This is a genomic window from Streptomyces sp. NPDC027962 (assembly GCF_055566095.1).
The window spans coordinates 23944-48268 of record NZ_JBVHTA010000013.1 but is presented as its reverse complement, the minus strand read 5'-3'; the positions used below and the strand labels follow the sequence as shown (position 1 = coordinate 48268).

22 protein-coding genes and 1 pseudogene are annotated in these 24325 nt (G+C 71.7%); 10 read left to right on the top strand and 13 right to left on the bottom strand.

The window, feature by feature from the left end:
- Positions 1–103: 103 nt before the first annotated feature.
- Both mycP and ACZ4SA_RS14850 read right to left on the bottom strand, forming a co-directional pair.
- Complete coding sequence (gene mycP / locus ACZ4SA_RS14855; protein WP_468273996.1) at positions 104–1273, bottom strand: type VII secretion-associated serine protease mycosin; 1170 nt, start codon at positions 1271–1273, stop codon at positions 104–106.
- On the bottom strand, positions 1270–2127 hold the full coding sequence (locus ACZ4SA_RS14850) for a hypothetical protein (protein WP_468273994.1): 858 nt from the start codon (positions 2125–2127) through the stop codon (positions 1270–1272). The genes mycP and ACZ4SA_RS14850 overlap by 4 nt, the downstream gene beginning before the upstream one ends.
- A 943-nt stretch (positions 2128–3070) precedes the next feature.
- On the opposite strand from ACZ4SA_RS14850, the gene ACZ4SA_RS14845 reads away from it, so the two are divergent.
- Positions 3071–4273, top strand: a complete 1203-nt coding sequence (locus ACZ4SA_RS14845; RefSeq protein WP_468273991.1) for an amino acid deaminase/aldolase — start codon at positions 3071–3073, stop codon at positions 4271–4273.
- Positions 4274–4354: 81 nt separating this feature from the next.
- Here ACZ4SA_RS14845 and ACZ4SA_RS14840 read toward each other — a convergent pair whose 3' ends face one another.
- Genes ACZ4SA_RS14840 through ACZ4SA_RS14825 form a run of 4 tightly spaced genes read right to left on the bottom strand, consistent with a single transcriptional unit; the run spans position 4355 to position 8913 of the window.
- Positions 4355–5356: a DUF2510 domain-containing protein gene (locus ACZ4SA_RS14840; protein WP_468273988.1), complete on the bottom strand. Its 1002-nt coding sequence runs from the start codon at positions 5354–5356 to the stop codon at positions 4355–4357.
- Between the two features lie 31 nt (positions 5357–5387).
- Positions 5388–6170 carry a 3-oxoacyl-ACP reductase gene (locus tag ACZ4SA_RS14835; RefSeq protein WP_403871033.1) on the bottom strand — a complete coding sequence of 261 codons (783 nt, stop codon included), beginning with the start codon at positions 6168–6170 and terminating at the stop codon, positions 5388–5390.
- Positions 6171–6176: 6 nt separating this feature from the next.
- Positions 6177–7541, bottom strand: a complete 1365-nt coding sequence (locus ACZ4SA_RS14830; protein WP_468273986.1) for an aldehyde dehydrogenase family protein — start codon at positions 7539–7541, stop codon at positions 6177–6179.
- Between the two features lie 7 nt (positions 7542–7548).
- Complete coding sequence (locus ACZ4SA_RS14825; protein WP_468273984.1) at positions 7549–8913, bottom strand: glutamine synthetase family protein; 1365 nt, start codon at positions 8911–8913, stop codon at positions 7549–7551.
- Between the two features lie 43 nt (positions 8914–8956).
- Between ACZ4SA_RS14825 and ACZ4SA_RS14820 the strand changes: the two genes are divergently transcribed.
- The 5 genes from ACZ4SA_RS14820 to ACZ4SA_RS14800 all read left to right on the top strand — a co-directional run bounded on the left by ACZ4SA_RS14820 (position 8957) and on the right by ACZ4SA_RS14800 (position 13468).
- The gene (locus tag ACZ4SA_RS14820) at positions 8957–9736 is read left to right on the top strand and encodes a FadR/GntR family transcriptional regulator (RefSeq protein ID WP_468273982.1); all 780 of its coding nucleotides are present in this window, start codon (positions 8957–8959) and stop codon (positions 9734–9736) included.
- 208 nt (positions 9737–9944) lie between these two features.
- The gene (gene eat, locus ACZ4SA_RS14815; protein WP_468273980.1) at positions 9945–11414 is read left to right on the top strand and encodes an ethanolamine permease; all 1470 of its coding nucleotides are present in this window, start codon (positions 9945–9947) and stop codon (positions 11412–11414) included.
- A gap of 30 nt (positions 11415–11444) precedes the next feature.
- Entirely contained in the window at positions 11445–12125 is a 681-nt protein-coding gene (locus ACZ4SA_RS14810; RefSeq protein ID WP_468274264.1) for a gamma-glutamyl-gamma-aminobutyrate hydrolase family protein, read from the top strand.
- 697 nt (positions 12126–12822) lie between these two features.
- Positions 12823–13077 (top strand): hypothetical protein, encoded by a 255-nt coding sequence (locus tag ACZ4SA_RS14805; RefSeq protein ID WP_468273978.1) that lies wholly within the window; start codon positions 12823–12825, stop codon positions 13075–13077.
- A 190-nt stretch (positions 13078–13267) separates the two neighbouring features.
- Positions 13268–13468, top strand: a complete 201-nt coding sequence (locus ACZ4SA_RS14800) for a hypothetical protein (protein WP_468273975.1) — start codon at positions 13268–13270, stop codon at positions 13466–13468.
- Here ACZ4SA_RS14800 and ACZ4SA_RS14795 read toward each other — a convergent pair.
- Together ACZ4SA_RS14795 and ACZ4SA_RS14790 are read right to left on the bottom strand one after the other, a co-directional pair.
- Positions 13435–13656 (bottom strand): annotated as a pseudogene (locus ACZ4SA_RS14795) (IS607 family transposase); the annotation flags it as partial. The gene ACZ4SA_RS14800 and the pseudogene ACZ4SA_RS14795 sit on opposite strands and share 34 nt — an antisense overlap.
- Positions 13657–13676: 20 nt before the next feature.
- Complete coding sequence (locus tag ACZ4SA_RS14790) at positions 13677–14645, bottom strand: LysR family transcriptional regulator (RefSeq protein WP_468273972.1); 969 nt, start codon at positions 14643–14645, stop codon at positions 13677–13679.
- A 70-nt stretch (positions 14646–14715) separates the two neighbouring features.
- Here ACZ4SA_RS14790 and ACZ4SA_RS14785 point away from each other — a divergent pair, with 70 nt between their 5' ends.
- Positions 14716–15882 carry a TDT family transporter gene (locus tag ACZ4SA_RS14785; protein WP_468274261.1) on the top strand — a complete coding sequence of 389 codons (1167 nt, stop codon included), beginning with the start codon at positions 14716–14718 and terminating at the stop codon, positions 15880–15882.
- Here ACZ4SA_RS14785 and ACZ4SA_RS14780 read toward each other — a convergent pair.
- Entirely contained in the window at positions 15833–16567 is a 735-nt protein-coding gene (locus ACZ4SA_RS14780; protein WP_468273970.1) for a helical backbone metal receptor, read from the bottom strand. The genes ACZ4SA_RS14785 and ACZ4SA_RS14780 overlap by 50 nt on opposite strands.
- An 8-nt stretch (positions 16568–16575) precedes the next feature.
- Complete coding sequence (locus ACZ4SA_RS14775; protein WP_468273968.1) at positions 16576–17169, bottom strand: helix-turn-helix domain-containing protein; 594 nt, start codon at positions 17167–17169, stop codon at positions 16576–16578.
- A 286-nt stretch (positions 17170–17455) separates the two neighbouring features.
- On the opposite strand from ACZ4SA_RS14775, the gene ACZ4SA_RS14770 reads away from it, so the two are divergent.
- The 3 genes from ACZ4SA_RS14770 (at position 17456) to ACZ4SA_RS14760 (ending at position 19793) form a co-directional block, all read left to right on the top strand.
- Positions 17456–18361, top strand: coding sequence for a 5'-3' exonuclease (locus ACZ4SA_RS14770; protein ID WP_468274258.1), 906 nt, complete (start codon positions 17456–17458; stop codon positions 18359–18361).
- Between the two features lie 68 nt (positions 18362–18429).
- Entirely contained in the window at positions 18430–19281 is an 852-nt protein-coding gene (locus tag ACZ4SA_RS14765; RefSeq protein WP_468273966.1) for a siderophore-interacting protein, read from the top strand.
- A gap of 116 nt (positions 19282–19397) precedes the next feature.
- A complete protein-coding gene (locus ACZ4SA_RS14760; protein ID WP_468273964.1) occupies positions 19398–19793 on the top strand; it encodes a nuclear transport factor 2 family protein in 396 nt (131 codons plus the stop codon).
- A 90-nt stretch (positions 19794–19883) separates the two neighbouring features.
- Here the strand turns inward: ACZ4SA_RS14760 and ACZ4SA_RS14755 are convergent, their stop codons facing one another.
- The 3 genes from ACZ4SA_RS14755 to tatA all read right to left on the bottom strand — a co-directional run bounded on the left by ACZ4SA_RS14755 (position 19884) and on the right by tatA (position 24168).
- Complete coding sequence (locus ACZ4SA_RS14755; protein ID WP_468274255.1) at positions 19884–22712, bottom strand: DEAD/DEAH box helicase; 2829 nt, start codon at positions 22710–22712, stop codon at positions 19884–19886.
- A gap of 157 nt (positions 22713–22869) precedes the next feature.
- The gene (gene tatC / locus ACZ4SA_RS14750; protein ID WP_468273962.1) at positions 22870–23826 is read right to left on the bottom strand and encodes a twin-arginine translocase subunit TatC; all 957 of its coding nucleotides are present in this window, start codon (positions 23824–23826) and stop codon (positions 22870–22872) included.
- Between the two features lie 51 nt (positions 23827–23877).
- The gene (gene tatA / locus ACZ4SA_RS14745; protein ID WP_468273959.1) at positions 23878–24168 is read right to left on the bottom strand and encodes a Sec-independent protein translocase subunit TatA; all 291 of its coding nucleotides are present in this window, start codon (positions 24166–24168) and stop codon (positions 23878–23880) included.
- Between the last annotated feature and the right edge of the window lie 157 nt (positions 24169–24325).

The following is a 24325-nucleotide window of genomic DNA, read 5'->3' as shown; positions in this document are numbered from 1 at the left end:
GCGCCGGACGTAAGCGGTGGTCGGGCGCCGGGCGTACGCGGGGACCGGCGGTGCGGGCGTACGCGGGGAGCGGCCGAGCGGTGCGCCCGGTCTTGGAGCAGGGTCAGCCGTGGCGCGTACGGCCGCCGCGCCAGAGGCCCACGGCAACCGCGAGCAGCAGCGCTCCGACGCCGCCCGCGGCCGCGGCGAGCCAGCCGCTCGGGCCGCCGGCCTCGTCGGCGGGCTTCGGGCCGGGTCCGAAGAACTCCTTGCGGTAGCCCGCCGTGGCCGCCTTCGGATCGCCGGGAGTCAGTTCGGATCCCGCGGTCAGCGCGGCGGCCGGGTCGACAAGACCGTAGCCCTTGGAGTCGTCACGGCCGCCCTTGGGCGCGTCGCGGGCCGTGTCCATCAGGAGCTTCTTGATCTGGGCGGGGGTCAGGCCGGGGTGGGCGGAACGCACCAGGGCGACCGCGCCCGAGACGAAGGCGGCCGCGGCGCTGGTGCCCCAGCCGTCGTAGTAGCGGCGGTCGGGGTCGGCGATGACGATGTTGACGCCGGGGGCACTGACCGTGGCGTACCAGCGTCGGGTGGAGAACGACGCGTGGGTGCCCCAGCGGTCGACGGCCGTCACCGCGATGACGCCGGGATACGCGGCGGGGTACGAGATGCGGTCGCCCTTCTCCCCGCCGTTGCCCGCAGAGGCGACGACGACGGAGCCCTTGGAGAGGGCGTACTGGACGGCCGCGTCCTCGCCCGCCTCGGGGTGGGCCGACTCGCTGTCGTCGCCGAGCGAGAGGTTGATGACGTCGGCGCCCTGGTCGGCAGCCCAGCGGATGCCCCGGGCGAGGGCGGTGCCACGGGTCTTGCGCGCCTTGTCACGGGCCTTGTCCTTGCCCTCGAGGATGACCCGCACGGGGAGGATCTTCGCCTCGGGCGCGATGCCGATGACGCCGGAGTCCCCGCCGGGGCCGTGACCGTGCGCCGCGACGATGCCGGCCATCGCCGTGCCGTGCCGTGCCCAGTGCTCGTCACCGCGTTCCGCTCCGAAGCCGATGAAGTCCTTGCCGGGCAGGACGGAGCCCTCGAGATCGGGGTGCTGGTCGTCGACACCCGTGTCGAGCACGGCGACGGTGACGCCCTCGCCCTTGGTGGTCTGCCAGGCCTGCTCCGTGTGCATGGCGTCCAGGCCCCACTGCTGGGCCCGTATCGCATCGGCATGGGCGGGGGTGGCGGGCAGCAGCGCGAAAGCTGCGGCTGCGAGGGTGGCGACCAGACGGCGGCCGTGGCGTCTCATCCGGACTTCTCCGTGCCCTCAGAGCCGACGGCGCTGCGCAGGCCCTGCTCGATGCGTTCAGCGATTCCGCCGGCCTCATGGCCAAGCCCGGCCTGGGCCGGGGCGCTCGTCGCGCCCTTGATTTCGGCCTCGTCGGCGGGCTGCGGGTCGGCGACGGTGCGGCCGTCGGCGAAGCCGGAGACGGCGAAGACGACGACCGGGGCCTCGGTCACGACCTTGATCGTCCAGCTGGCGCGCTGCTCGCTGCCGAATCCGGCGGCGACGGTGCCCTTGGCCGCGAATGCGCGCGGCATCAGGTCCGTGCGCTCGCCGAGCGACTCCGTGGTGAAGCGGTTGTGCAGCGCGAGCATCCCCTTCTGGTCCGCCTCGGTGAAGACGAGGCCGACGGTGGTGACACTGCTCGCGGTCGCGTCGGTGTACGTGGCGCGGAGCACGCGGGTGCAGCCGACCGGCTCCAGCGCCCTGGCGAGCAGCGGGTCGAACGCGGTGGCGCAGCCGCTGTCGGGAGCGACCGCGATCCGTGTCCAGACCCGGTCGGCACCGCCGGGACCGGCACCGTCCCCCTTGAGGGTGCGGGGGAACAGGGTGTCCACCGGGATGCTGTGCCACACCGTGCGCACCTCGGCGTACGTGGTGCTGTCGGCTGTGTCGGCGCTGGAGTCACCGGTCAGCCATGTCCCGGTGACCGCGCCGCCGATGAGCCCGAGCCCGAGCACGACGGCGGCAATGGCGCCGACCGTGCGTGCCGGGTGCCGGGCGGGTACGGGGCGCAGCCGGGTGGTCAGCTCGGCCGGGGTCTCCGGCGGAATCCACATCTGCGCGGGCGGCCGCGGCGCACCGGGCCGCGGGGTCATGTCGACGCTCCCGACGGGCCGCGGCGGCCGGGCGGGTCGCGGCGGTTGCGGGGTCCGCGGCGGGGCGGCGATCGGCCGCAGCCGGGTGGTGGTCTCGACGTCCGGGATGGCGCCACCGGGGGCCGCCGGTGCCGCGGTCTCCGCGTCAGGTGTCCGAGTACCGCCGAGCCCGGCGGTGGGGCCGGTCGCGCCCGGGGGACCGGCAGGGCCCTGGCCGTCACGCGGCCGGGGAGGCGAGGCGGGGCGCTCGGACGGGAGGCTCCCGGAAGCGGCGGCGCCGGGCACGGAGCCGGCAGGCCGAGCCGCCGCGGGTCGGCCCGAGGCGTGCGCACCGCCGGTGCGCCCCCCCGCGTCGGTGCCACCGGACGAGGGCGTGCCGGTGGAGCCACCGGCGTCGGTGCCACGGGCTGCGGGCACACCGGCGAAGCCGTCCGCGGCACGCGGACGGGGAGGCGACATGGGCGGCGCGGGCGCGTGCGTCCCGGACGCGGCTGCCATCGACGCATCCGCGGCTTGCGGAGCCGCAGCAGCCCCCTGAGCGGGACCGGCCGGCCGCGCCGCCCCAGGAGGCGTACCGTCGGTGCACTGCGCCGCGGCGTCAGCAGGCGTCAGCGCGCCCGCAGGGTTCTCCGCGCCGCGGGGCGGCGGAGGCGAAGTGGGGCGCTCGGGCGGAAGCGTGCCCGCCGGGGGCGGAGACAGGATCGCGTCGGTGATGCGGGAGCGGGGCGGGCCGGAAGGGCGCTGCGCCTCCGTGCTCATCCCATCCCCCGTTGCTCGACACGTACCGCCGACGGATCACCCTTCGGGGCAGGCGCGTTCGTCACCTCGTTCCCGTCACTCTAACCGGCCGTGTCGGCCCGGTCGTCCATGCGCCCTGCGGTCCGTGGGGATCTGCGCAGAACATCCCCTACCCCGGGGTATTCATGTCTGGCAAGCTCGGGCCATGACTCCCCGTGCCGCTGACCGGGCCCGCTACGACAGGGCCACCGCCCACCTCGACGCGCCGCTCGCGATCGTCGATCTGGAGGCCTTCGACGCCAACGCCGGGGATCTGGTGCGCAGGGCCGGCGGCAAGCCCGTCAGGGTGGCCAGCAAGTCGGTGCGCTGCCGGGCGCTGTTGGAGCGGGTGCTGGCCATGGACGGGTTCGCGGGGATCATGTCGTTCACCCTGGGCGAGTCGATCTGGCTGGCCCGGGCCGGGTTCGACGACGTGCTGCTCGCCTATCCGTCCGCGGACCGCGCCGGCTTCGGGGAGCTCGCGGACGATCCGAAACTCGCCGCCGCCGTGACGGTCATGGTCGACGACCTGGCACAGCTCGAGCTCATCGAACGTGCCCGCGCCGGCGGCCACGAGGAGATCCGGATCTGTCTCGAAATGGACACCGCCCTCCATCTGTTGGGCGGCCGTGTGCGGATCGGCGCCCGGCGCTCTCCGCTGCGTGAGCCCGCCCAGCTCGCCGAGCTGGCGAGGTCGATCGCGCGCCGGCCGGGTTTCCGCCTGGTGGGCCTGATGGCATACGAGGGCCATGTCGCCGGTGTGGGCGACTCCGTGGCCGGCTCGCCGGTGCGTTCGCTTGCGGTGCGGCTGATGCAGCGCGCCGCACGCAACGAGCTCGCCGCCCGCCGGGCGGCGGTCGTGCGTGCGGTGCGAGCGGTGGAGCCGGATCTGGAGTTCGTCAACGGCGGCGGCACCGGCAGCGTGCAGCACACGGCCGCGGAGGACGCGGTGACGGAGATCGCGGCGGGCTCGGGTCTGTACGTGCCGCGGCTGTTCGACAACTACACGTCGTTCGCGGGCCGCCCGGCCGCGCTGTTCGCCCAGCCGGTGGTGCGCCGCCCGGGGGTGGGCACGGTGACGGTACTCGGCGGCGGCTATCCGGCCTCCGGTGCCGCGGGCCGGGACCGGCTGCCGGTCCCGTATCTGCCGGAGGGGCTGTGCTACGACCCGCAGGAGGGGGCGGGCGAGGTGCAGACTCCCCTGATCGGCGCGCCCGCCGACGATCTGCTGATCGGCGACAAGGTGTGGTTCCGGCACGCCAAGGCAGGGGAGTTGTGCGAGCGTTTCGACACCCTGCACCTCGTCGAGGGGGACAGGGTGACGGGGGCGGCTCCGACGTATCGGGGCGAGGGCCGCACCTTCCTCTGAGCGCTGCCCCGCTCTACCGGACGCTCGCCCAGGACCGGGGTCCGCAGCGGCGTCGAGCCGCGGAAGGACCGACAGCGGCCGTCAGCCGGGGCCGATGCTGCTGCCGACGCCGCCACCGGTGGCGTCGCCGATGGGGCGGATGCTCGCCGCGATCTTGTCCATCAGGTCGAGGCCGGGCGCCGACGGGGCCGCGTCGAAGGCGAAGCGGACGACCATCAGCGAGCCGGTCCCGACCGGCGAGGGGAAGGCGATCGTCTGCACGTATCCGCCCGGGCCCTCTCCTGTTGTCACGCGCCAGCGCACCAGATAGCCGGCCTTGCCCGCGACGGCGAAGTTCTGCGACTTGAGGACCTTGTGGGACGCGATGCCGCCATGAGGGCGGGCGCCGAACCTGTCCTCGCCGTAGATGTCCTCCGCGGCCTTTTCGATGTCCTTCTCGGCCAGGTCCTCGGCGGTGGTGTCCGCCGACTGGACGTTCGCCGACAGGGAGGACACACGGGCCTGCCGACAGCGGGCAGAGCCGCCGCCGGGGCAGTCGTAGGTGTCGTCCGTGTACATGGTCGCGCCCGGCTCGAGGGAGGTGTTCGCCCGGACCCAGCCGTCGGGGACGGGGATGGTGATGCCGTTGAGCTGGTCATCAAGGTCGGTCGCGTCCTCCGCCGCTGTGGGCGAGGGACTTGCGCTCGCACTCGGGTCCGCGCTCGAGGAGGCCGGCTGCCCGCTGCTGCTCGGGGCGGCCTCAGGCGGGACGCCCTCGTCGTCCCTGCCGAGGAGTACGGCACCGGCAGCGATGGCCGCGACGAGCACCACGCCCGCGGTGGCCATCGCCAGCAGTCGCCGCTTGCCGCCGCCCGCGACCTGCGGGGGCACGACCTGCGGCTGCGCGTGACCGGGGCCGTACGACTGCTCCGGCCCGTACGGCCCCTGCCCCGGCGCACCGGCCGCGGCCTGGGCCGCGCGGGAGTGCGCGGTCCAGGCCGTACCGTCCCACCAGCGCTCGGTGTGGGGCGCGTTGGGGTCCGGATACCAGCCTGGGGGTCCCCCCGCGCCGCCAGGCGTAGGGGGAGGGGTCGTCATGCTCATCCTGCAACCTTATGGGCGGCCCGGGGCCGGTCTACAGAGGGGTGACGTACGCCCCGGAGATCCCGCCGTCGACCAGGAAGTCCGTCGCGTTGACGAAGGACGAGTCGTCGCTGGCGAGGAAGGCGACGGCGGCGGCGATCTCGTCGGCCTCCGCGAAGCGCCCTGCGGGGATGTGCACCAGACGCCGTGCGGCCCGCTCCGGGTCCTTGGCGAACAGCTCCTGCAGCAGAGGGGTGTTGACGGGGCCGGGGCACAGGGCGTTGACCCGGATGCCCTCGCGCGCGAACTGCACGCCGAGTTCGCGCGACATGGCGAGCACCCCGCCCTTGGAGGCGGTGTACGAGATCTGGGAGGTGGCGGCGCCCATGATCGCCACGAAGGAGGCGGTGTTGATGATGGAGCCACGTCCCTGGCGCTGCATGTAGGGGATGGCTGCCTTGCAGCACAGATAGACGGAGGTGAGGTTGACCTCCTGGACCCGCTTCCATGCGTCCAGGCCGGTGGTGAGGATCGAGTCGTCGTCGGGCGGCGAGATACCGGCGTTGTTGAAGGCGACATCGACGCTGCCGTAGGTGTCGTACGCGGCCTTGAACAGCGCCTCGACCTGCTCGGGGTCCGTGACGTCGACGCGTACGAACGTGCCGCCGACCTCGTCGGCCGCTGCCTTGCCAGCGGTCTCGTCGATGTCGCCGCAGACGACGTTCGCGCCCTCCGCGGCGAGGCGGCGCGCGGCGGCGAGGCCGATGCCGCTGCCGGCGCCGGTGATGACTGCGGTACGGCCGGCAAGACGGCGGCACACAGGGGTCTCGGTCATGGTGGTTCAGGCCTCCGTGCTGATGAAGACGTTCTTGGTCTCGGTGAAAGCGGTCAGTGCGTCGGGGCCCAGCTCGCGTCCGAGGCCGGACTGCTTGTAGCCGCCGAACGGGGTCCAGTAGCGGACGCTGGAGTGGGAGTTGACGGACAGGTTGCCCGCCCTGACGGCACCGGAGACACGCAGGGCGCGGCCGACGTCACGGGTCCAGATCGAGCCGGAGAGTCCGTACTCGGTGGCGTTGGCGAGCCGTACCGCGTCCTTTTCGTCCTCGAAGGGGAGGACGACGGCGACGGGTCCGAAGACCTCTTCGCGTGCGGCGGGCGCGTCGGGCGCGATGTCGGTGAGGACCGTCGGCGGGAACCAGAAGCCGGGCCCGTCGGGGGCCGTGCCGCGGATCGCCTTGGCGTCGTCGGGGACGTAGCCGCGCACCCGCTCCAGCTGGGCACCGGAGATCAGCGGCCCCATCTGCGTCTTCTCGTCACCGGGGTCGCCGACGACGATCGACTCGATCGCGGGGGCGAGCAGATCGAGGAAGCGGTCGTAGACCGACGCCTGCACCAGGATCCGGGTCCGCGCGCAGCAGTCCTGGCCACTGTTGTCGAGGAACGACATGGGCGTGGCGGCCACAGCGGCGTCGAGGTCGGAATCGGCGAAGACGATGTTCGGGCTCTTGCCGCCGAGTTCGAGGGTCACCCGCTTCACGCGGTCGGCGCACTTGGCCATGATGCTCTTGCCGACCCGGGTGGAGCCGGTGAAGACGATCTTCGCCACGCCGGGGTGCTGGACCAGCGCGTCGCCTGCCACTGCGCCCGCGCCGGGGAGCACCTGGAAGAGATGCTCCGGAAGACCGGCTTCCAGGGCGAGTTCGGCCAACCGCAGGGCGGTGAGCGGTGTGGTCTCCGCGGGCTTGAGGAGGACGGCGTTGCCGGCGGCCAGGGCCGGGGCGGTGCCCCAGGCCGCGATCGGCATGGGGAAGTTCCAGGGCGCGATCACGCCGACGACACCGAGCGGTTCGAGGACCGTGATGTCGAGTCCCCCAGCCACGGGGATCTGACGGCCATTCAGGCGTTCCACTCCCCCGGCGGCGTAGTCGAGCAGGTCGCGGACGTTGCTCGCCTCCCATCGGGCGTTGCCGATGGTGTGCCCTGCCTCGAGGACCTCCAGCCGGGCCAGTTCCTCGATGTGGTCGTCGACGACGGCGGCGAAGCGGCGCAGCAGCCTGGCCCGGTCGGCGGGTGCCGCTGCCGCCCACCCGCGCTGGGCCTTTGCGGCGCGGGTGACGGCGGCGTCGACTTCGGCGGTCGTCGTCGCGGGGACGGTCCGTATGATCTCTTCGGTGGCGGGGTTCAGTACGTGGTGCGGGGCGGTCAAGGAGGCCTCACATGCGTTCGAAGGAGCGGCGGAGCTCCCAGTCGGTCACCGCGGCGTCGAAGGCTTCGAGTTCGACACGCGCCATGTTTCGGTAGTGGGCGACGACCTCGTCGCCGAAGGCGGCCTTGGCGACAGGGCTGTTCTCCCAGAGCTCCGCGGCCTCGCGCAGGGTGGTGGGGACGTGCTCGTAGTCGGCCGAGTAGGCGTTCCCCGTGCAGGCGTCCGGCAGTTCCAGGCGCTGCTCGATGCCGTACAGGCCGGCGGCCACCAGCCCCGCGACGGCGAGGTACGGATTGACGTCGCCGCCCGGGAGGCGGTTCTCGAAACGCATCGAACGGCCGTGGCCGACGACGCGGAGGGAGCACGTGCGGTTGTCGTAGCCCCAGGCCACGGCGGTCGGCGCGAAGGAACCTGGCTGGAAACGCTTGTAGGAGTTGATGTTCGGCGCGTACAGCAGGGAGAAGTCTCGGAGTGCGACGAGTTGGCCGGCCAGGAAGTGGCGCATGACGGGCGACATCCCGCCGGGGCCGTCTCCGGCCATCACGTTGCGGCCGTCGGCGTCCTGGAGGGAGAGGTGGATGTGGCAGGAGTTGCCCTCCCGCTCGTTGTACTTGGCCATGAAGGTGAGCGAGAGGCCTTCCTGGGAGGCGATCTCCTTCGCGCCGGTCTTGTAGACGGAGTGCTGGTCGCAGGTGACGAGCGCCTCGTCGTACTTGAAGGCGATCTCGTGCTGGCCGGGGTTGCACTCGCCCTTCGCGGACTCGACGGTCATTCCCGCCGCGGCCATCTCGTTGCGGATGCGGCGCAGCAGGGGCTCGATCCGGCCGGTGCCGAGGACCGAGTAGTCGATGTTGTACTGGTTGGCGGGGGTGAGGCCGCGGTAGCCGCTGTCCCAGGCCTGCTCGTAGGTGTCCTTGAAGACGATGAACTCGAGCTCGGTCCCGATGTGCGCCGTGTAGCCGTGCTCGGCCAGGCGCTCGAGCTGGCGGCGGAGGATCTGACGGGGGGCGGCCACGACGGGCGAGCCGTCGTTCCACGCGAGGTCGGCGACGAGCAGCGCGGTGCCCTCGTTCCAGGGGACTCGGCGCAGCGTGGTGAGATCCGGGTGCATGGCGAAGTCGCCGTAGCCGCGCTCCCAGGAGGACATCTCGTATCCGTCGACCGTGTTCATCTCGGTGTCGACGGCGAGCAGGTAGTTGCAGCCCTCGGTGCCGTGCTCGGAGACCTCTTCGAGGAAGAAGGGGGCGGCGAACCGCTTGCCCTGGAGGCGTCCCTGCATATCAGGGAAGGCCAGGACGACGGTGTCGATCTCGCCGCTCGCGACGAGGACGCGGAGTTCCTCGAGGGGAAGCGGGGGTGTGCGGTCTGCCACGGGGCCAGGGCCTTTCTCTCGGATCAGCCGGGAGTCATAAGGTATGGGTGAAGACCATTGCTTGGGAAGGGGAAACGGCGAGGTGGCGAAGACATGTGGGGCGGCGGGCGACGCGAGCGACCGGCTGACGCCGGTGCTGCGGCCCGTACACGCGGGCAACGGCTTCGAGGAGGCGCTCGAGCAGATCCTCCAGCTGCTGCGGCTCGGCCTGGTCCCCGGCGGCGGACGGCTGCCCGCGGAGCGGGAGCTGGCCGAGCGCATGGGCATCAGCCGGGTCACCCTCCGCGAGGTGCTCAAAGTCCTCACCGACCAGGGCCTGGTCGAGAGCCGGCGCGGCCGCTACGGCGGAACGTTCGTGCTGCACCGCCCCGACAGCCACGGCGAGGAGGAACTTCGCCGGCGCGTCGCAGACGTGGACGTGGAGGACACCCTGCGCTTCCGCGAGGTACTGGAGGTGGGAGCCGCGGGACTGTGCGCGGCGCACGGCCTGGCCGAAGAGGGGGCACGGCGGCTGCGTACGGCACTGGCGGCCACGCACGATGCGCCACTGGCCGAGTACCGCAGGCAGGACACGCTGCTGCACCTGACCCTGGCCGAACTCTCCGGCTCCCCCTCGCTCACCGCGCAGTACGCGGCGGTTCGGGCCACGCTGAACGACCTGCTGGACTGCATTCCGCTGCTGGTGCGGAACCTGGAGCACTCTCAGCACCAGCACACAGCGCTGGTGGAGGCGGTACTGGACGGCGACCCGGACGCGGCGCGCGAGGTGATGCGGGAGCACTGCGAGGGGACGGCGGCGCTGCTGCGGGGGTTCCTGCCCTGAGACTGCCGGGTCCCTTCTGCCGCGAGGCGGCCGCGACCGATCCGTAACCCCGGCTTTACGCACAGGGCTTGCGCCCGCGCCACGGCTGACGCAAAGGTGTTCGCGCAAACCTTTGAACTTGCAGGACCTGTATCTGCAGGGCCTGTGCCTGCAGGACCTGTGCCTGCAAGACCCTGAACGCCGGACCTTTGACTGCCAGGAGCGACTCATGGCCGAAGGCACCACCCCACGCACCCAATCGCCGGTCGAGCCCAGGTCCGCCTTGCCGGACGACGACGCCTATCTGCACCGGCGCACACTGCGCAGGGGCAGCGCGGGGTGGCTGCTGCTGACCGGCCTCGGCGTCGCATACGTCGTCTCCGGAGACTTCTCCGGCTGGAACATCGGACTCGCCAAGGGCGGATTCGGCGGACTCGCGATCGCCGCGCTGCTGATGGGCGCGATGTACGCCTGCCTGGTCTTCGCCCTCGCCGAACTGTCTGCGATCCTGCCCACCGCGGGCGGCGGCTACGGCTTCGCCCGCCGCGCGCTCGGCACCTGGGGCGGCTTCCTCACCGGCACCGCGATCCTCATCGAGTACATCCTCGCGCCCGCCGCGATCGCCATCTTCATCGGCGACTACGTCGAATCCCTCGGGCTCTTCGGCCTGGAATCGGGGTGGCCCGTCTACCTCGCCTGCTTCGTGATCTTCATCGGCATCCATCTGTGGGGCGTGGGCGAGGCCTTGCGCTTCAGCCTGGTGGTGACGGCGATCGCGGTCGCGGCGCTGCTGATCTTCGCGGTGGGCGCGTTCACCGACTTCCACGCCGGCGGCCTCGACGACATCCCCGTCGACACCGAGGCGTTCGGCGCGAGCTCGTGGCTGCCGTTCGGTCTGCTGGGCATCTGGGCGGCGTTCCCGTTCGGCATGTGGTTCTTCCTCGGCGTCGAGGGCGTACCGCTGGCGGCGGAAGAGGCCAAGGACCCCGTGCGTTCCCTGCCGAAGGCGCTGGCGATCTCCATGGGCATCCTGGCCCTCCTGGCCCTGCTGACCTTCTTCGCAGCGAGCGGCGCCCGCGGGTCCGCCGCTATCCAGGAAGCCGGCAACCCACTGGTCGTCGCCCTGCAGGGCGACGGCGAACCGACCCCGCTCAGCCGGTTCGTGAACTACGCCGGCCTCGCCGGACTCGTCGCCTCCTTCTTCTCGCTCATCTACGCGGGCTCCCGGCAGCTCTTCGCCCTCTCCCGCGCCGGCTATCTGCCACGCTTCCTGTCGCTGACGAGCCGCCGCAAATCGCCCTACCTGGGGCTGCTGATCCCCGGCGCGCTCGGCTTCGCGCTGGCGGCCGGCACGGGCAACGGCGCGCGCATGCTGAACATCGCCGTCTTCGGCGCGACCATCAGCTACGCGCTGATGGCGCTCTCCCACATCGTGCTGCGTCGCCGCGAGCCGGAACTCCCGCGCCCCTACCGCACGCCCGGCGGGGTGGCCACTTCGTCGGTCGCCTTCGTGCTCGCGCTGTCGGCGCTGGTGGCGACATTCCTCGTGGACAAGGACGCGGCGTTCACGGCGCTCGGCGTGTACGCCGTGGCCCTCGCCTACTTCGCGCTCTACAGCCGACACCATCTGGTGGCACGGGCACCGGAGGAGGAGTTCGCGGCGCTCGCGGCGGCCGAGGCCGAGCTGGAACGAAACTGAACCGAACTGAACGGAGGCGTCATCGTGTCGATGCCGCTCATCGGGGTGAGCACCTACTGGGAGACATCCGCCCGGTGGGGCGTGTGGGAGCTGCCCGCCGCGCTGCTGCCCGCAGGCTATCCGCGCCTCGTCCAGGCGGCGGGCGGGCTCGCCGCGATGCTGCCCCCGGACGATCCGTCGCTGGCCGAAGCGGTGGTGGCCCGCCTCGACGGCCTCGTGGTCGCGGGCGGGCCGGACGTCGACCCGGCGCGGTACGGGGAACCGCGCTCGCCGCGCACCGGCCCGCCGGCACCGGAACGCGACGCCTGGGAACTGGCCCTGATCCGGGCCGCGTCGGCGTCGGGGACGCCACTGCTCGGCATCTGCCGCGGCATGCAGCTGTTGAACGTCGCCTTTGGCGGGACGCTGGTGCAGCACCTCGACGGGCATGTCGTCGGCGTCGGAGTCTTCGGCGAGCACCCGGTGAAGCCGGTCCCCGGCACGCTCTACGGCTCGATCGTCGCGGAGGACTCCCCCGTCCCGACCTACCACCACCAGTCCGTGGACCGCCTGGGCGAGGGCCTCACGCCGAGCGCGTACGCGGAGGACGGGACGGTGGAGGCGATCGAGCGGCCGGGCGCGGAGGGGTGGGTGCTGGGCGTGCAGTGGCACCCGGAGATGGGCTCGGACACGCGGGTCCTGTCGGCACTGGTACGCGCGGCGGCAGCGTAGTCCGGGCGGCGGGCGGGCAGGTGCCCCGACCCGGGCTCCGCCTGCGGGCGGGTAAGCCTGCCCCCGCTCCGGGGTCCGCCCGGCCCCGGCGGAGCCCGGTGCCTTGGTGCCTCGAGGCTCGGTGCCCCGGGCCCGCACGTTCGTAGCAGGTTCGGCAGATTGGGCCGTCCGGCCACTCGGCGGACTTCGAGGCCCGACGGCCGCAGTTGACGAATTCGGGAGGCGGCCCGATCTGTCCAGGGTCGATGTTCACGAGGACGGGAGGCACCGTTCCTTTGGACTGAGCGGGAGTGAATCCGCTCGGCCGCACGCCCCGAACGGTCTTGGGCGCACTGGTCCCCGGCGTACTCGACCCCGGGGCGGCGACACGCATCCTGTGCGCGGTCCGGGCCCGGGAGGCCGGTTCCCTGCACGACCTGTCCAGCTGGACACGGCCAGAGGTGACGGGGAGGCCCTGAACCATCACTCCGGTGGAGCAGGGGCCCCGCTCACCGGCACCGTACCCGGCGGCCCAGATCGCACGACCACGTTGCCCGGACGGCCCAGGACCCGGCAAGCCCGAAAACCGACCATCCCACGAGTGCAACCGCACCCGTACACGCTTCCCGGCAAACAACTGCAACCCCCTGAGGCCGCCCACCTCCCCCGTGTGGGGGATACGGTCGCGACGTTCGGACGATCCCCGGACACCGGATCGGTGGCGACGATCGAGGCGCACACCGTCACACGTCCAGATCGGAGCCTCATCGTGCTGAAGTGGACCCTGCGCGCTGTCGCCGTCCTCGCCGTCGTCGCCGCAATCGCTACCCCGGTCGCAGCGCCCGCACCCGAAGCCACCGTCGCCACACCCGCTGTCGCTGTCGTCACGCCCGCATCCGGCCCCGACGCCCCGGGGGCCAGGCTCACCTCCGCCGTCAAGGGGAAGGCCAGGTTGGATCACCCCGTCGCCTAGGGCGTGTTTCGAAAGTAGCGTCGTCCGCCCGCAGGGCGGGGCCCGCGGCGTCTGGTGCGTGCAATCGCAAGGCGGAGGATCATCCTCGTACTGGACGTACTTGGATGACTCCGACAACGCAGCGAGTGTGCGTGCCAGACGTCGTGGGCCAGGCGGGACTTTCGAAACACGCCCTAGTTCCAGCATCGAGATGGACAACCCCGACCGGCACGGAAAGCGACAGGAGTTCGCGGGCTGCACCATCTACTGGTCCGCCGCCGGCGACACGCACCCCGTATGGGACACGATCGGTGACAAGTGGGGCGCGCTCGGGCCCATGTCTCGGTGGAGTGCTCCAGGCCGTCGGCACAGCGGGCCTTGTGCCAACTGCCGTTCGAGATCGGCCTTCTGATCATGCGAGGAGACACGGGCATACAATCCCAGACCGCCGACCGCTTCCGGCGGCGCATTCGACTTGACATTGACGAGAATCGCACGCGGGCCGACCCGCTGGGCCGGTACCGGCAACGTCCCCTCACGGAACCAGCGATACGCGGTCTGCGGATGCACTCCCTGCGTCTTCTGCCCATTCCGTCGGATTCACGCCCTGACGACGACACTCACTCATGGTTGCGCTCACCTGCCCGACTTCGAGGGTCAGCAGTTGAAAACCCCCGCGTCAGCCCCAGCAGGTCCCGCGCCGGGCCCGTCGGACGTTGGGCGTGGGGCCAGACGGCCCGCAGGTCGCGCTCCAGTGCGACCCCCTCCACCGGCACCCGCGTCAGGCGACGTGACGACAGCTCCTCCGTGACCGCGAGCTCGCTCAGGACGGCGGGGCCCGCTCCGCTGACCGCCGCCGCCTTCACCGCCGTCGTGGAGGCGAGCTCCATCAGGGGAGCGGAGAGCCCTCCGTACCGGGAGAGCGCAGAGTCGAGCACCTGCCGCGTACCCGAGCCGCGCTCGCGCAGGACGAGCGGTGTCCCCGCCAGTTCTTCCGGCGTCACCGGCGCCCGTCGTCGCCGCGCCCAGGCGTGGCTGGGCGCGGCGACGACGAACAGCCGGTCGTGTCCGATGACCGTGCCGTCGAGGCCCTCCGGCACGGAGAGGCCCTCGACGAAGCCCAGGTCGGCCTCGCCCGACAGCAGCCGCTGCGCGACCGCCGACGAGTTGCCGGCGATCAGCGAGACCGCCGTGTCGGGGCGTTCCGCGCGCAGGGCGATCAGCCAGCCCGGCAGGAGGTACTCGGCGATCGTCATGCTCGCCGCCACCCGCAGCCGCGAGTCACGCCGCCCCCGCAGTGCCTGGGCACCCGCGTCGAACGCCTCCGCGGCCTCCACGATCCGCCGCGCCCAGTCGGTGACCAGCGATCCCGCCTCCGTCAGCTCGGAGCCACGGGGGGAGCGGTCGACGAGGGCGACGCCCAGTTGGCGTTCCATGGAGCGGATGCGGCTGCTGGCGGCGGGCTGGGTGATGCCGATCTCCCGGGCGGCGCGCCCCAGGCTTCCGTGGCGGGCCACGGCGAGCAGCAGTTCCAGCGCGCCCAATTCGGGTACCCGGTGGGTCAGCGGCACACGATGCTCATCGCTCATAAGACCAGCTTATGAGGTGATAGAGGGAAGGTCCCTGGTGGGGACCCTGGTCCTCGGCCAACGTGAGCCCATGGTCACCGCCGTCCAGCCTCGTCACAGCTCCCCCGAGCCGGTCCGCAGCTCCCCGGAGCGGATCCACGTCACCGCTGTCGCGCCGCCCGTGCCGCCCCGGCTCCCGTCCGTCCGGCATCTCGGCCCGAACTGGTACGCCACCGTGATGGGGACGGCGGCGGTCGCGAGCGCCGGGGTCGCGCTGCCGGTGGAGGTCCCGGGTCTGCGTGCGGCCTGCACCGCCGTGTGGGCGCTGTCGGCGGTGCTGCTGACGGTCGTGCTGGCCGCGCGGACCGCGCACTGGGTCCACCACGGGGACCAGGCTCGGGCGCATCTGCTCGATCCGGCCGTGGCGCCCTTCTACGGGTGCCTGTCGATGGCGCTGCTGGCTGTCGGCGTGGCCACCCTCACCGCCGGCAGGACCGTGATCGGTGAAGGTCCGGCCCTGACGGCCGCTTTCGTGCTGTACGGTGCCGGCACGGCCGTCGGGCTCGCGGCCGCCGTCGTCGTGCCCTGCCTGATGGTCGTACGCCACCGGCTCACGCCCGGCAACGCGTCGCCGGTGTGGCTGCTGCCCGTCGTCGCGCCGATGGTCTCCGCGGCGTTCGGTCCGCTTCTGGTGCCGCATCTGCCGCTGGGCCAGTGGCGGGAGTCGCTGCTGCTCGCGAGCTACGCGATGTTCGGCCTGAGCCTGCTGGCCACGCTGCTGATCCTGCCGGTGGTGTTCGCCCGCCTCGTCCACCATGGCCCGCTCCCCCTCGCGCTCACCCCGGCCCTGTTCCTCGTGCTCGGCCCGCTCGGCCAGTCGACCACCGCGGTGAACAAGCTGGCGGACGCGGCGCCGGGCGCGCTCGGCGCGCCCTACGTGACCGGCCTCGGTGCGCTCGCCGTCGTCTACGGCGTGCCCGCGATGGGTTTCGCCCTGCTGTGGCTGGCGCTGGCCGCCGCGTTGGTGCTGCGGGCCGTGCGACGCGGTATGCCGTTCACGATGGGCTGGTGGGCCTTCACCTTCCCGGTCGGCACCTGCGTGACCGGGGCCGAGTCGCTGGCGCGCCGCACCGGTCTGGTGGCGTACGACTGGCTGGCCGTCGCCCTCTACGCCTTCCTTGTGGCGGCCTGGGCGGTCGCCGGGGTTCTCACCCTGCGGGGCCTGCTGCGCCGAGAGCTGCTCGCAGCGCCGCGCTGAGTGCCCGGGGCGCCCCGACGAGGGACGGCCCGTACCAGGTCAGGTCCCGCCCGTCGACGAGCGCGGCGGGCAGGCCGGGGAAGGCCTCCGGCCCGTCGTCCGCGGTGAAACGGTACGGCTCGTCGGGCATGACGACGGCCTGGGCACCGCTCACCCGCAGTTCCTCCACGGGGATGCGCGGATAGCGCTCGGCGTGCCCTGCGTACACGTTGACGACGCCGAGCCGGGCGAGCAGGTCCCCGGCGAAGGTGTCGCGGCCGAGCACCATCCACGGCCGCCGCCATACCGGGACGACAGCCTTGATCTGCGGCAGCGGCTCGACGGCTGCCCATGCCTCCTCCGCCCGGTCCAGCCAGCGCGGGCGGGCGAGCGAGCAGCCGTTCGCCAGCACCCGCTCCAGTTCACGGAACGCCTGGTCGAGCCCCCGTACCTCGGTGACCAGCACCTCGACGCCCGCCTCGCGCAGCGCGGCGAGATCGGGCTCGCGGTTCTCCTCCTCGTTGGCGATCACGAGATCGGGGCGCAGCCGCAGGACGGCGGGGATGTCGGGATTCTTCGTGCCGCCGATGCGTGCGGCCGCCAGGCCGGGCGGGTGGGTGCACCAGTCGGTGACGCCGACGAGCAGCCCCGGGGCGGTGACGGCGACGGCCTCGGTCAGCGAAGGCACCAGGGAGACGACTCGCACCGGCCGCCTCAGCCGCGCGGGTCGCGGGTCGTCGCGATGTGGTCGGAGACCGCGACGACGAGGATGCGGGTGTCGGGAGTGGTGGAGCGCCAGCGGTGCCGTACGCCGCCGGACAGGAACAGCGCGTCGCCGGGACCGAGCCGGTAGGCCCGGCCCTCTGCCTCGACCTCGACGGCTCCGTCCGCCACGTACAGCAGTTCGTCGTTGCGGTGCTCGAACTCGCGGCCGGTCTCCTGTTCGCCGCTGAACTCTAGGGCGTGCAGCTGATGCTGTCCGCGCACCAGCGCCCGGATGCCCTCTGCGGGACCGGCGGACCTGGCGTCTTCTCCGGCTCGTACGGCATCGACCGTACGGGCCGCGTCGGACGCCGCAAGCAGCCGCTCCGCCGTGGTGTCGAGGGCGTCGGCGACCCCTTTGAGCGAGCGCATGCTGGGGCGGGCACGCTCGTTCTCGATCTGGCTGAGGAAGGGCACCGAGAGGCCGCTGCGCGCCGAGACGGCGGCAAGCGTGAGTCCGAGGGCCCTGCGGCGCTTGCGCACGGCCGCTCCCACCCGGAGAGGCTCTTCCCTCTCCTTGGTGTCCTTCGCGTCCTTCGCGTCCATGGGCCGGGCTCCCCTCCCCTGGGTCTGTCTCACCATACGCACGATCCGCCCACCCGTACTCGACAAGCGCATGAGCAGGGGGCGGGCGAGGGCGCGGACCGGCCGGAAGAGAGGGCGGACCAGCCGGCAACCGACACCGGAAAGGGGTGGGCCCGCCTTCCCGGCGGGCCCCCTTCGCGTGAGCGCGGGGGGCGGATCCCTGGCTGCCGTCTTCAGGGCGTCCAGGGCAGTCCGCGGATCACTGTCGGTGGGGTGCGGCATCATCGTGCGTGTGACGCGACGCCTGATGCTCCTCGACACCGCTTCCCTCTACTTCCGCGCCTACTACGGAGTCCCCGACTCGGTCCGGGCACCCGACGGCACACCGGTCAACGCGGTGCGCGGGCTGCTCGACTTCATCGCGCGACTGGTCCAGGACCACCGCCCGGACGACCTGGTGGCCTGCTGGGACAACGACTGGCGTCCGCAGTGGCGGGTGGACCTCATTCCCTCCTACAAGGCGCATCGCGTCGCGGAGGAGCACGAGCTCGGCCCGGACGAGGAGGAGGTCCCCGACACGCTCACTCCGCAGATCCCGGTGATCGAGGCCGTGCTGGCGGCGGTCGGCATCGCCCGCGTGGGCGCCGACGGCTACGAGGCGGACGACATCATCGGGACCCTGACCGCGCGGGCGACCGGCCCCGTCGACATCGTCACCGGCGACCGCGACCTGTTCCAGCTGGTCGACGACGCGCGGCAGCGACGGGTGCTGTATCCGCTCAAGGGCGTCGGCACGCTCCAGGCGACGGACGAGGCGTGGCTGCGCGAGAAGTACGGCGTGGACGGCCCCGGTTACGTCGACCTGGCGCTGCTGCGCGGCGACCCGAGCGACGGACTGCCCGGTGTGCCCGGTATCGGCGAGAAGACCGCGGCGAAGCTGCTCGCCACGTACGGCGACCTGGACGGGATCATGGCGGCGGTCGGCGACCGCACCTCCAGGCTGACGCCCGCACAGCGCCGGCGGCTGGACGAGGCGAGGGCGTACGTCGCCGTCGCACCGCAGGTGGTCAGGGTCGCCGCCGACGTGGCGCTGCCCGACTTCGACGCCGCGCTGCCGAGCGCTCCGCGCGATCCGGTCGCGCTCGAGGAGCTGGCGGAGCGGTGGGGGCTGGGCGGGGCGGTGGTGCGCTTGCTGTCCGCGCTGCAGCGCTGAGGCGCGTCCCCCGGCCGGGATGTTAACTTAGGCAAGCCTAAGCAGCGATCGTCCTAGGGGAGCACACCGTGGCAGACCGAGCGGAACGACCGGCCCGCACGTCACCGAAGGTCCACGAGGCGAAGGTGGTGCGCACCGAGCGGATCACCCCTCACATGGTGCGGGTGGTCCTGGGCGGTGAGGGACTGGCCGCGTTCGAGCTCGGCGAGTTCACGGACCACTACGTCAAACTGATCTTCCCGGCCGAGGGCGTCGTCTATCCGGAGCCGTTCGACATGGACCGCATCCGCGAGGACTTCCCGCGCGACCAGTGGCCGACGAACCGCACGTACACGGTGCGGAGCTGGGACACCGTCCACCGCGAGCTGGCCATCGACTTCGTCGTCCACGGCGACGAGGGCCTCGCGGGCCCGTGGGCGGCCCGCGCACAGGTCGGCGAGACCATGCGGTTCCTGGGCCCCGGAGGGGGTTACGCCCCGGCACCCGAGGCGGACTGGCACCTGCTCGCCGGCGACGAGAGCGCGCTGCCCGCGATCGCGGCAGCACTGGAGCAAATGCCGACGGGCACGACCGCCCACGCCTTCGTGGAGGTCGAAGGCCCGGACGACGAGCAGAAGATCGCCGCCCCGCACGGCATCGAGATCACCTGGCTCCACCGCGGCGGCCGACCGGTCGGCGAGGCGCTGGTCGCGGCCGTGTCGGCGCTGGACTTCCCGGAAGGAACGGTCTGTGCGTTCGTGCACGGGGAGGCGGCCTGCGTGAAGGACCTGCGACGGCTGCTGCGGGTGGAGCGCGGGATCCCGCGGGAGCAGCTGTCGATCTCGGGGTACTGGCGGCTGGGCCAGTCGGACGAGGCGTGGCGCGCGGTCAAGCGGGAGTGGAACGCACAGGTGGAGCGGGAGCAGGAACGCGCGTCCTGACAGGGAGAGTTCCCCTTGCTCGCCGACCGGCCCCGGCGCCGGCCGTGGACAGTGGATCTGGCGCAGCGGATGATGAGATGAAACGTGAAATCTAGGGACGGAAGGTATGGATCGCCATGTCTGAGCACCCTGATTGCGCCCTGGTCCGCCGGGGTTACACAGCGTTCGTCGCCGGCGACATGGACACACTCGGCACGCTGATGACGGCCGACGCCGTCTACCACGTACCCGGCAACAACCCGCTCTCCGGACACCACAAGGGCCGGGACGCCATCCTGGATGTGTACCGGCGCATGGGCCAGGAGACCGACGGCACCCTGCAGATCCAGGTCGAGGCGGTGCTCGCCGACGGGCGCGGCCATGTCATGTCGTTCCACACGGTCCGGGCCGACCGCGGCAACCGCGGGATCGAGGTCCGCGTCGGAATGTTCTTCACGATCGTGGGCGGCAAGGTCACCGACATCGACGAGTGCGCTGAGGATCTCGACGAAGTGGACGCCTTCTGGAGCTGACGAGCCGAGCCTGCGTGGCGCCCGGGCCCGGCGGACCAGGCCCTGGGCCCCGGCGCACCCGCCGGGGCCCTCACGCTCGGGAGGCGGGGCTCAGCCGACCGAGCTGTACGCCACCACGCCGCGCAGCAGCCCGTCGACCGCCTTGCGGGCGTTCTTCGCTACGGTGCTGTTCTCCCTGGGCGCTGCCGCGGCGATCTGGCCCAGCACATCGATGACCTGCTTGCACCAGCGCACGAAGTCGCCCGCAGGCATCTCGGCCTCGCGCAGCACCTCGTCCAGTCCCTTGTCGGAGGCCCACTGATACGCGGCCCAGGCGAAGCCGAGGTCCGGCTCCCGCTGCCCGACGCCCTCCGCCTGATTGATCCTGAACTCCTCCTCCAAGGCGTCCAGCCTGCCCCAGATGCGGACCATCTCGCCCAGCGCCGCCTTCGCCTTGCCGGCCGGGACCTTGGGCGCCACCGCGTCGTCCGACTGGCGCGCCTCGTAGACCAACGCGGAGACGCATGCGGCCAGTTCCGCGGGATTCAGCCCTTCCCAGACGCCCTCCCGCAGGCACTCACTGGCCAGCAGGTCCAGTTCGCCGTAGAGCCGGGCCAGGCGCTTGCCGTGCTCGGTGACCTCGTCCGCCCGGAGGTAGTCCATCTCGGTCAGCAGGGCGACGATCCGGTCGAAGGTCCGGGCGATCGTGTTCGTCCGGCCCTCGATACGGCGCTCCAGCTGGCGGGTGTCGCGCTGGAGGCGGTGGTAGCGCTCGGCCCACCGGGCGTGGTCCTCACGCTCGTCGCAGCCGTGGCAGGGGTGTGCGCGCAGCTCCGCGCGCAGCCTGGTGATCTCGCGGTCGTCCGCGGCGGCGGAGCGCTGCCTGCGGTGCCGCTCCGGCTCGATGTGTCCGGCCTTGGTCCGAAGGGCGGATGCGAGGTCCCGACGCGACTGCGGGGAGCGGGGGTTGAAGGACTTCGGGACGCGCATCCGCTCCAGCGCCTCGACCGGAACCGGGAAGTCGATGGACGCCAGCCGCTTGACCTGCCGCTCGGCGGTCAGCACGAGCGGCCGGGGCCCGTCGTGGTACTCGAAGCCGCGGTGGCCGTTGGTCCGGCCGGCCGGGATCCCGGGGTCGAGCACCAGAGCCAGACCGGCGAACTTGCCCGTGGGGACGTGGATGACGTCCCCCGGCTTCAGCTTCTCCAGCGACGCGGCGGCGGCGGCGCGGCGCTGGGCGGCGCCCTGCTTGGCCAGTTCGGTCTCACGGTCCTTCAGGTCGCGGCGCAACCGCGCGTACTCCTCGAAGTCGCCGAGGTGGCAGGTCATGCCCGCCCGGTAGCCCTCGAGCCCTTCCTCGTTGCGCTGCACCTGGCGGGAGATGCCGACGACCGACTTGTCCGCCTGGAACTGAGCGAACGAGGTCTCCAGCAGCTCGCGCGAGCGGTGCCGCCCGAACTGCTGCACCAGATTGACCGCCATGTTGTACGAGGGCTTGAAGCTGGAGCGCAGCGGATACGTGCGTGTGCCGGCGAGACCGGCGAGGGCGCTCGGGTCCATGGCCCGCTGCCACAGGACCACCGCATGGCCCTCTACGTCGATGCCACGGCGCCCGGCGCGGCCGGTCAACTGGGTGTACTCACCAGGGGTGATGTCGGCATGCTGCTCGCCGTTCCATTTGACGAGCTTCTCCAGCACCACGGAACGCGCGGGCATGTTGATGCCGAGCGCCAGCGTCTCCGTGGCGAACACGGCCTTCACCAGGCCCCGTACGAACAGCTCCTCCACAACCTCCTTGAAGGTCGGCAGCATGCCGGCGTGGTGCGCGGCGATGCCCCGCTCCAGGCCTTCCAGCCACTCGTAGTAGCCGAGGACGTGGAGGTCCTCGCGCGGGATGGAGGAGGTGCGCTCCTCGACGATTTCGCGCACCTTTATGCGCGCGTCCTCGTCGTTGAGCCGCAGGCCGGCGTAGAGGCACTGCTGGACGGCGGCCTCGCAGGCCGCGCGGCTGAAGATGAACGTGATGGCCGGCAGCAGCCCTTCGGCGTCGAGCCGGTCGATGACCTCGGGCCTGCCGGGCGTCCAGACGCGGTTGCGCTGCCGCCGCTCACGCTCGCGGTCCGCCTCCCGCACCATCTTGCCGCGGCGGCGGTCGCGCGGGTTGTACGTGCGCTGGTTCTCCATCCGGGCCAGCCGGACCAGGTCGGGATTGACCTCGCGACGGGCGACGCCGCGGCCGCCGTGGTCGGTCTCCTCCTCGAAGAGGTCGTACATCCGCCGCCCGGCCATGACGTGCTGCCACAGCGGGACGGGCCGGTGCTCGGAGACGATGACCTCGGTGTCGCCGCGGACGGTGTCGAGCCAGTCCCCGAACTCCTCCGCGTTCGACACGGTCGCCGAGAGTGACACCAGGGTCACCGACTCGGGGAGGTGGATGATCACTTCCTCCCAGACGGCGCCGCGGAAGCGGTCGGAGAGATAGTGCACCTCGTCCATGACGACATGACCGAGGCCGAGCAGTGCCTGCGAGCCCGCGTACAGCATGTTGCGCAGCACCTCGGTGGTCATGACGACCACCGGTGCGTCGGCGTTGACGCTGTTGTCACCTGTCAGCAGGCCGACCTTCTCGGCGCCGTACCGCTTGACCAGGTCGGCGTACTTCTGGTTCGAGAGGGCCTTGATCGGCGTGGTGTAGAAGCACTTGCGGCCCTGCTGGAGGGCGAGATGGACGGCGAACTCGCCGACGATGGTCTTGCCGGAGCCGGTGGGCGCGGCGACGAGTACGCCCTTGCCCGCCTCCAGGGCCTGGCATGCCTCGATCTGGAAGGGATCGAGATCGAAGTCGTACATCGCGCGGAAGGGGGCCAGCGCGGTGGCCTCCTCGACGGCGCGGATCCGGGCGGCGGCATAGCGCTCTGCGGGAGAGAGGTCCTCGGTCATCTTGTTCATGAGCCTACCCGCCGCCTCTGACAGTGAGCGGATCTTTAATCGGACGAGGGCACCTACCGCATTGGGTACCCGGCGGGGACCGGGCGAAGCATGCGAAAGCGGGGCCCGCCGCCTCGGCGGGCCCCGCTTCTCGTCGTGCCGGGTGCCCTCAGGTGATGTCGTCGTAGCCGTTCACCCGGTGCGAGCGCCCGCCGTCGGCCTCGCCGGTGGCCTGCTCGGGCAGGGCGCGGGCGGTGGCGGAGACGGACTCCACCTCGCCGAGGGCGGCGGGGGTGAGGTCGAGGTCGGAGGCCTCGTCGTCGTCGAGTTCAGCGTCGGGGTCGTTACGGCGGCGGCGCCGGTCGTTCAGGAGCGAGAAGCCGACAGCGAAGAAGTACAGGAGGATGATCGGCCCGGAGAGGGCGACCATGCCGAGCGGGTCGGTCGACGGGGTGGCGATCGCACCGAAGACGAAGATGATCATGACGGCTGCGCGCCACCAGCCGAGCATCCGCCGGCCGGTCACGATCCCCGTCAGATTCAACATGATCAGCAGCAGCGGCAACTCGAACGAGAAGCCGAAGATCAGCACCATGCGGACCGTGAAGTCGAGGATCTTGTCGACGCTCAGCAGGTTCTCTGCGGGAGCCGGCGTGATGGAGAGCAGCACCTTCATGCTCACCGGCATGATCAAGTACGCGAAGTAGACGCCGGCGGCGAACAGCGGCGCGGCGGCGGCGGCGAAGTAGTAGCTGTACTTCTTCTCGTTCTTGTGCAGCCCGGGGGCGACAAAGGCCCACAACTGGTAGAGCCAGATCGGGCACGATACGACGATGCCCGCCATCAGCACGACCTTGACCGTCGTCGTGAACGGCGACAGAAGGTCGGTGTAGACGACGGTCGCACACACGCCGCCGGTCTTCGGACCGTCCTTCGAGCACTCCGGCACCGGCGAGGTGAGGAAGTCCATCAGCTCCTGGCTGTAGGCCACGGCGACGATCGAGGCGATAATGATCGCCAGCATCGCCTTGGCGAGCCGGTTGCGGAGCTCACGGAGATGGTCCGCGAGCGGCATCCGCCCCTCGGGGTCCTTCTCCTTAAGTTTCGAGCGGGCAGGCTTGAGCAACCCACGTCCTCATCTCGTGCGGCAGGCCATGGTCGAACGGCCTTCGGGGCGTCAGCGCTGGTGGGTGTCGGTGGGCTCGTTCACAGGACGGGCGCTGGTGACATCGCCGGGCGCGGCCTGGATGGTGCGGGACGGCGGGGTCTGGCCCTGGGCCGGGTCCTTGGGCTCTGCCGGGGTGGCCGCAGGCTGCCCCTCGGACTTCATCGCCTTGGCCTCGCTCTTGAGAATCCGCGCGGACTTGCCGAGCGAACGCGCCATGTCCGGGAGCTTCTTGGCGCCGAACAGGAGGAGGATGAGAAGCGCGATGATGATGATCTCGGTGGGGCCGATCTGTCGGAACATAACTGTGTCTACCTTCTCACCGAGGCGGCTTGGGCTCTGGCTGCTGACCGCGATGGGGACAGATGTCCGAACCGCGACCGGCAGCGATCCTAACTCGCACGGGTAAACGCAGGGCAATCCCTGTGCGTACTCCCGTCAGCGGTCGGCGCCTCATCAC

What these genes read in the sequence shown, in the direction of transcription:
- mycP (WP_468273996.1), bottom strand. Translation starts at nt 1,273, where the DNA reads ATGAGACGCCACGGCCGCCGTCTGGTCGCCACCCTCGCAGCCGCAGCT.
- ACZ4SA_RS14850 (WP_468273994.1), bottom strand. Translation starts at nt 2,127, where the DNA reads ATGACCCCGCGGCCCGGTGCGCCGCGGCCGCCCGCGCAGATGTGGATT.
- ACZ4SA_RS14845 (WP_468273991.1), top strand. Translation starts at nt 3,071, where the DNA reads ATGACTCCCCGTGCCGCTGACCGGGCCCGCTACGACAGGGCCACCGCC.
- ACZ4SA_RS14840 (WP_468273988.1), bottom strand. Translation starts at nt 5,356, where the DNA reads ATGAGCATGACGACCCCTCCCCCTACGCCTGGCGGCGCGGGGGGACCC.
- ACZ4SA_RS14835 (WP_403871033.1), bottom strand. Translation starts at nt 6,170, where the DNA reads ATGACCGAGACCCCTGTGTGCCGCCGTCTTGCCGGCCGTACCGCAGTC.
- ACZ4SA_RS14820 (WP_468273982.1), top strand. Translation starts at nt 8,957, where the DNA reads ATGGGTGAAGACCATTGCTTGGGAAGGGGAAACGGCGAGGTGGCGAAG.
- eat (WP_468273980.1), top strand. Translation starts at nt 9,945, where the DNA reads ATGGCCGAAGGCACCACCCCACGCACCCAATCGCCGGTCGAGCCCAGG.
- ACZ4SA_RS14810 (WP_468274264.1), top strand. Translation starts at nt 11,445, where the DNA reads ATGCCGCTCATCGGGGTGAGCACCTACTGGGAGACATCCGCCCGGTGG.
- ACZ4SA_RS14800 (WP_468273975.1), top strand. Translation starts at nt 13,268, where the DNA reads ATGGACAACCCCGACCGGCACGGAAAGCGACAGGAGTTCGCGGGCTGC.
- ACZ4SA_RS14790 (WP_468273972.1), bottom strand. Translation starts at nt 14,645, where the DNA reads ATGAGCGATGAGCATCGTGTGCCGCTGACCCACCGGGTACCCGAATTG.
- ACZ4SA_RS14785 (WP_468274261.1), top strand. Translation starts at nt 14,716, where the DNA reads ATGGTCACCGCCGTCCAGCCTCGTCACAGCTCCCCCGAGCCGGTCCGC.
- ACZ4SA_RS14775 (WP_468273968.1), bottom strand. Translation starts at nt 17,169, where the DNA reads ATGGACGCGAAGGACGCGAAGGACACCAAGGAGAGGGAAGAGCCTCTC.
- ACZ4SA_RS14770 (WP_468274258.1), top strand. Translation starts at nt 17,456, where the DNA reads ATGCTCCTCGACACCGCTTCCCTCTACTTCCGCGCCTACTACGGAGTC.
- ACZ4SA_RS14760 (WP_468273964.1), top strand. Translation starts at nt 19,398, where the DNA reads ATGTCTGAGCACCCTGATTGCGCCCTGGTCCGCCGGGGTTACACAGCG.
- ACZ4SA_RS14755 (WP_468274255.1), bottom strand. Translation starts at nt 22,712, where the DNA reads ATGACCGAGGACCTCTCTCCCGCAGAGCGCTATGCCGCCGCCCGGATC.
- tatA (WP_468273959.1), bottom strand. Translation starts at nt 24,168, where the DNA reads ATGTTCCGACAGATCGGCCCCACCGAGATCATCATCATCGCGCTTCTC.